7 protein-coding genes are annotated in these 5,934 nt (G+C 64.5%); 4 read left to right on the top strand and 3 right to left on the bottom strand.

The genetic code is table 11. The annotated features are described in order from the left end of the window. The 4 genes from ACO6D5_RS19375 to bfr all read left to right on the top strand — a co-directional run. Positions 1-243 (top strand): RNA polymerase factor sigma-54 (locus ACO6D5_RS19375; RefSeq protein ID WP_485826251.1); only part of this gene is annotated, 243 nt, incomplete at its 5' end. A 123-nt stretch (positions 244-366) separates the two neighbouring features. Further along, positions 367-648, top strand: a complete 282-nt coding sequence (locus ACO6D5_RS19370) for a (2Fe-2S)-binding protein (protein WP_485826250.1) — start codon at positions 367-369, stop codon at positions 646-648. A 192-nt stretch (positions 649-840) separates the two neighbouring features. Further along, complete coding sequence (locus ACO6D5_RS19365) at positions 841-1,755, top strand: DMT family transporter (protein ID WP_485826249.1); 915 nt, start codon at positions 841-843, stop codon at positions 1,753-1,755. 376 nt (positions 1,756-2,131) lie between these two features. After that, positions 2,132-2,608, top strand: a complete 477-nt coding sequence (gene bfr / locus ACO6D5_RS19360; protein ID WP_006216785.1) for a bacterioferritin — start codon at positions 2,132-2,134, stop codon at positions 2,606-2,608. 148 nt (positions 2,609-2,756) lie between these two features. Here the strand turns inward: bfr and ACO6D5_RS19355 are convergent, their stop codons facing one another. The 3 genes from ACO6D5_RS19355 to ACO6D5_RS19345 form a co-directional block, all read right to left on the bottom strand. Next, the gene (locus ACO6D5_RS19355; RefSeq protein ID WP_211187813.1) at positions 2,757-3,443 is read right to left on the bottom strand and encodes a hypothetical protein; all 687 of its coding nucleotides are present in this window, start codon (positions 3,441-3,443) and stop codon (positions 2,757-2,759) included. A 24-nt stretch (positions 3,444-3,467) separates the two neighbouring features. Continuing rightward, on the bottom strand, positions 3,468-5,075 hold the full coding sequence (locus ACO6D5_RS19350; RefSeq protein ID WP_485826248.1) for a peptide chain release factor 3: 1,608 nt from the start codon (positions 5,073-5,075) through the stop codon (positions 3,468-3,470). Positions 5,076-5,184: 109 nt separating this feature from the next. After that, entirely contained in the window at positions 5,185-5,814 is a 630-nt protein-coding gene (locus tag ACO6D5_RS19345; protein ID WP_485826247.1) for a LysE family translocator, read from the bottom strand. Positions 5,815-5,934 lie beyond the last annotated feature (120 nt).

Genomic DNA, 5,934 nt, shown 5'->3' with positions numbered 1-5,934 from the left:
CGCTTCTTCGGCGCTGGCGTGTCCACCGACGGCGGCGACGCCACGTCGGCTACGGCGGTGCAGACCTTCATCCGTCAGATGGTGGCGGACGAGAACCGGGCCAAACCGCTGTCCGACAGCCAGATCATGCAAAAACTGGCCGATCAGGGGATAGTGATCGCCCGCCGGACGGTGGCAAAGTACCGCGAAGCGCTGCGGATAGCCCCCGCGACGCTGCGCAAGGCGCAAGCCTCGGCGCGTTGAAATAAGGGACGAATCTTTAAGAATTCGTCCTTTGTTTCAAGGGCTTGCGCGACAAAAGTCCGTTGCAAATTTATTGGCGCGAGGGGCTTGTCATTCGCTTGATAATTTTCGATAATCATTCGCATGTACATTTGCGTATGTAATGCCATCACCGAACGCCAAGTCCGCGCCAGCGTGGACGGGGGCGCGACGACGCTGTCCGACCTGCAATTCGAGCTGGGCGTAGCCACGTGCTGCGGCTGCTGTGCGGCAACCGCCGCCGAATACCTGCCAGGCGGCCGCTGCTCCAGCGTGTGCGACGTCCGTTCCATCGCCGTTCCGGTCAATGCACCCGCTACGCTGGTGGAATCGGTCGCCGCTGCGAACCACAGCAGCTTCCCCATTCCGCTGGTCGCCGCAGGCTAAGCATCGGCCGTCTTTCCCGGCTCGCTGCCGTCATGCAGCGGGCCGCGTCGTTTTCTTTCCGCAACATCCCCCTGCTTTGTTGATTCGCCTGGCTCTTCCTGGCGCCGGTTGACGGGTTGCGCCTGACGGGCGGGGCGCGCAGAATGCCTGCTCCACGCGGCATGCGTGGCGCCCTGCTCTCATGGAATCCCGATGAAGGCCACCCCGCCTGCCGTTTCCGCCACCCCGACCGTCACTGGCGCGCCGGGGATCAGTTGGGTGCCGATCGCCGCCTTCTGCTTCTTGTGGAGTTCCGCCTTCGCGGCCGCCAAGATCGCGGTGCGGGATTGTCCACCGCTGACGCTGCTGACGATCCGCTTCCTGATCGCCGGGGCGTTGATGCTGGGGATTGCCGCGGCCGGCCGCCAGGGCAAGTGGCCCAGCGGCCGCGACATGGCGTCGCTGATCCTGCTGGGCGTATTGAACAACGCCTTGTACCTCGGCCTGAGCTGGACGGGAATGACCACGGTATCGTCCGCGTTCACCGCCGTGCTGATCAGCACGAATCCCCTGCTGATCGGCGTGCTGGCCGGACCGGTGCTCGGCGAGCGCCTGTCCTGGCGCAAGCTGGCGGGGCTGTGCCTGGGGCTGGCCGGCGTGGCCCTGGTGCTGCGGTCTCGCTTGAGCGGCATGCAGGAAGACATGCACGGCACCTTGCTGGTGACGGGCGGCCTGGTGGCGCTGGTGGCGGGTACCCTGCTCTACAAACGCTTGAAGCCGTCTGCGGGGCTGTGGGCATCGACGGGCATCCAGTCGCTGGCCGGCGCCGTGGCCCTGCTGCCGTTCGCGTTGATGAGCGAGAGCCTGGGCGACGCGCGCCTGACGGCCAGCCTTGCGTGGAGCATGGCCTACATGATCGTGGCGGTGTCGATGGGCGGCTACTACCTGTGGTTCATGATCCTGGGCCGCGCCAGCGCCACGTCGGCCAGCGCGCTGCATTTCCTGATGCCGCCGCTGGGTTTGCTGTTCGGATGGCTGGTCCTGCGCGAGCCGGTGTCGTGGCTGGATTTGCTGGGCATCGTTCCCATCGCCTTCGGCATCTGGTTGACCACGCGCAAAGCCGCCTGATCCGCATGCAGCCAAAATCGCGTTTCGGGTTGCCGATATGCAACGACGCGGCTTGGCGGAATTCCAGGCCGGTTTTTCCTTGCCACTGCAGCCCGCGCGGACACGCTGCGCAGAGATATCGCGCCAGATTCCACGCCATCGCTTGCGTGCAGGGCGCATAACACTTGCTTTGCGCCTGCAAGGCATCAAGTACGCATACTCATTCTCATTGGCTTGTCGCTTTCTTGTAGCGGTTCTAAAGCGGTTTACCAAATGCAGCGCAAGGCTAGGCGCGGCCCTGCGGCTGATGGTAGTCTGCCGGGGTTGCGTACGCGCGGCATCGTGCGCTCCTTTGTCGCGATGCATTTGCGTCGCGCCTGACTGCAAGGAGTCCATTATGAAAGGCGACAAAACCGTCATCCAGTTCTTGAACAAGCAACTGACCAACGAACTGACGGCCATCAACCAATATTTCCTGCATGCCCGCATGCTGAATCATTGGGGCTTCGACAAGCTGGGCAAGCACGAGTACGAAGAATCCATCGGTGAAATGAAGCACGCTGATCGCCTGATCGCGCGCATCTTCATGCTGGATGGCCTGCCCAACCTGCAAGACCTGCACAAGCTGTTGATCGGTGAAGACGTGCCCGAGCTGCTGGCCTGTGACCTGAAGCTTGAGCAAGCCGCGCATGCCACCGTCGTGGAAGCGATTGCCTATTGCGAATCGGTGCGCGACTACGTCTCGCGCGATCTGTTCCAGGACATCCTGGACGACACCGAAGAGCACATCGACTATCTGGAAACCCAGATCGATCTGATCGACAAGGTCGGCATCCAGAACTACCTGCAAAGCCAGATGTCCGTGCCCGAATAAACTTTTCGGCCAAAGCAATGGCGCCCCTCGGGGCGCCATTTTTGTTTTTGCCGCCGGGCCGCCTCAAGGCAATGACGTCCGTTGAAAGCAGCACGCCCGCAAGAGCGGGCGTGAGGGCATTTTCAGCTGAGGTGCGGCGGGAACGCGCTCACTGTGGGCGGGCCGGGCATTCGGCCATCGTGCCCCAGGCGCGGTTCGGCGCACAGTACTTGTTGCGAGCGGCCCAGGAACACGAGGGGCGGTCGAAGAAGCCTTGCGAGGCGCATTGCGCCAGTTCGCGCTTCAAGGCGTCTTGCCAGCCGGGCGCGCCGGGGCTGAGCGCCGTATTGGGCGGGGGCGGAGGCGCCTGCACCATTTGCGGCGTGCCGTAGCCGCCGGCCTGCGCCTGGCCGCCATTGATGGCGGTGGAGGTGCCGGGCACCTGCAAGTCCAGGGTGCTGACGTCGGACGTGCCCGAAGGCAGCGGCACTTCGGAGGCGGCCGCGATTTCTCGGGCCTGCTCCGGCGTGATGCGTTCACGCGAAAGCTTCACGGCGGGATCGCTGACGGTGTCGAACAGCGACACCGTATTGACCTGCCATTCCCGGTCTGCGGGCTTGTCCGGCACGCCAAGGGTGCCGTCGATGCGGGGCTGCGGGGGCTGCGCCACGTAAGGCCGCCCGTTGGCGTCCAGGACGGGCTGCTGCGAAGCCGCTGCGTCCTGCCCAGGAGCCGGTGCGGCGGGCGGCGCGTGCGCCACCAGCCAGTCACCCAATTGAATCCCGCCCCAGGCCGACGCGCCAAGCGCGATCAGGAGCGTTGCGAATAATAAACGCCAAGACATTGCTACCCTCATCTGCCGTGCGGAACCCGAACGGGTCTACGCCTTGTCCCCGAATACCTTGCCGCCGTGCTCGCGCATCGCATGGAATTTCACTTCGGGATACAGGTCCTCGGCTACGCGCAACTGCGCAGGGGAACTGATCAAAAACGCCGCCGCATCGACCACATCATAGGCGATATGGGCCGCATTGGCATCCATGAACTTGCGCAGCGCTTTCGGGTTTTCAGACGTAATCCAACGTGCCATTGTGTAGCGGGAAGGCAGCATCCGGGCGTCTGCGCCGTACTCCGTCTTCAGGCGGTGGGCGACCACTTCGAACTGCAGCTGGCCGATCGCGCCCAGCAGCAGCGAGCCGCCGGCGGCCTCGGGGCGGAACACCTGAATGGCGCCCTCTTCACCCAGTTGCGTCAGGCCGGTGCGCAGTTGCTTGGTGCGCAGCGGATCCTTGACTTCCACTGCCTGGAAGAGCTCAGGCGCGAAGAACGGCAGGCCCGTGAACTGCAGGGTTTCGCCTTCGGTCAGCACGTCGCCCAATTGCAGCACGCCGTGGTTGGGAATACCGATCACGTCGCCGGCATAGGCCTCGTCCAGCAGCTCGCGCCGCTGCGACAGGAAAGACACCACGTTGTTGGGGCGCATTTCCTTGTTGGTGCGGGCGACCTTCAGGCGCATGCCGCGTTCGAAGCGGCCCGAGCTGACGCGCACGAAGGCCACGCGGTCGCGGTGCGCCGGGTCCATGTTGGCCTGCACCTTGAACACCACGCCGGTGAACTTGGGCTCTTCGGGCAGCACTTCGCGTTGCAACGCCATGCGCGGGCCCGGGGGCGGCGCATGGTCGACCAGCGCGTCCAGCACTTCCTGCACGCCGAAGTTGTTGATCGCCGAGCCAAAGAACACGGGGGTCTGCTTGCCGGCCAGGAATTGCTCGCGATCGAACGCGGGGGCGGCTTCGTTGATGAGCTCGATCTCGCCGCTGGCCTGATCGAATGCCGAGCCGTAACGGCGGGCGATTTCGGGGTTGGTCAGGCCTTCGATGACGTCATCGTTGTCGGAACGGCGTTCCTGGCCCGGGCGGAAGACGCGCATGCGGTCGCGGCGGATGTCGAACACGCCGCCGAACGCCTTGCCCATGCCGACCGGCCACGAGAACGGCACGGCGTCCATGCCCAGGTGGCCTTCGATTTCCGACAGCAGTTCCAGCGGCTCGCGCACCTCGCGGTCCATCTTGTTGATGAACGTGATGATGGGCGTGTTGCGCGCGCGGCAGACCTGCAGCAGGCGGATCGTCTGCGGTTCGACGCCGTTGGCGGCATCGATCACCATCAGCGCGGCATCCACCGCCGTCAGCACCCGGTAGGTGTCTTCGGAGAAGTCCTGGTGGCCCGGGGTGTCGAGCAGGTTGATGACGCAGTCGCGGTATTCCATCTGCATCACCGAGGACGCCACGGAAATGCCGCGTTGCTTTTCGATTTCCATCCAGTCGGACGAGGCGTGGCGGGACGCTTTGCGCGCCTTGACGCTGCCGGCGATCTGGATCGCGCCTGCGAACAGCAACAGCTTTTCGGTCAGCGTGGTCTTGCCAGCGTCAGGGTGGGAAATGATCGCGAACGTTCGGCGCCGCGCAACTTCTTGAGGGATATTCATGGTCGGAGGATTGTACTTAACGCCGCTTGTTAGGCCGGCGCGGTCCGGCTGCTTGCATGAAAAGCGCGGGGCACGCGCCGTCGCCGACGCGTGCCCCGCGCATGAAGATTCAGGAATGGCGGCGGAACGACGCCAGGAATACGCCAGCCAGGATGAACAGCGACCCGAAGGTGCGGTTCATCCAGCGGATGTGCTTGGCGTCGCGCAGCATGCGCAGCACGCGCGCCGCCAGCAGCGTGTACACGCCCATGGCGACCAGGTCGGTGAAGGCCAGCGTGCCGGCCAGCGCCGCATACTGCGGCGTCAGCGCGAGCGCCGGGTCCACGAACTGCGGCACCACGGCCAGCAGGAACACCGTGCCCTTGGGGTTCATGGTGTTGATCAGGAACCCGCGCATGACGAGTTCGCGGATCGACGCCTGCTTGGGGTCGCCCGCATCGACCGCGACGGGCGCGGCATCGGTGCGGATCTGGCGAACGCCCAGGTAGATCAGGTAGGCCACGCCCAAGTACTTGACCACATTGAAGGCCATTTCGGACGTGGCCAGCACCGCGCCCAATCCCACGGCCACGACGACGAACTGGAACAGGATGCCCATGATGAGGCCGGCCGTGTTCCAGTAGCCGCGTGCAAAACCGTACTTCAATCCCGAGGACATCGCCGAGATCGCGCCCGCTCCGGGTGAGAACGAAATGGCCCAGGAGGCCAGGAAGAACGTCAACCAGGTGGATAAGGGCATGATGGCGCGGGTCCTTGGATCGCAGGAAGTGGGAGTGCCGGTGATATTACCTGCTGGGGATTACTTGCCCAGCAACGCCGCGCGGGGGGCGCCGGACGGACGGCCCTGAGCCGGACGTCC

The organism is Achromobacter sp., from assembly GCF_057314935.1.
The sequence above is the reverse complement of the archived record's forward strand: the minus strand, read 5'-3'. Positions and strand labels throughout refer to the sequence as shown.

What these genes read in the sequence shown, in the direction of transcription:
- ACO6D5_RS19365 (WP_485826249.1), top strand. Translation starts at nt 841, where the DNA reads ATGAAGGCCACCCCGCCTGCCGTTTCCGCCACCCCGACCGTCACTGGC.
- ACO6D5_RS19345 (WP_485826247.1), bottom strand. Translation starts at nt 5,814, where the DNA reads ATGCCCTTATCCACCTGGTTGACGTTCTTCCTGGCCTCCTGGGCCATT.
- ACO6D5_RS19355 (WP_211187813.1), bottom strand. Translation starts at nt 3,443, where the DNA reads ATGAGGGTAGCAATGTCTTGGCGTTTATTATTCGCAACGCTCCTGATC.
- ACO6D5_RS19370 (WP_485826250.1), top strand. Translation starts at nt 367, where the DNA reads ATGTACATTTGCGTATGTAATGCCATCACCGAACGCCAAGTCCGCGCC.
- bfr (WP_006216785.1), top strand. Translation starts at nt 2,132, where the DNA reads ATGAAAGGCGACAAAACCGTCATCCAGTTCTTGAACAAGCAACTGACC.
- ACO6D5_RS19350 (WP_485826248.1), bottom strand. Translation starts at nt 5,075, where the DNA reads ATGAATATCCCTCAAGAAGTTGCGCGGCGCCGAACGTTCGCGATCATT.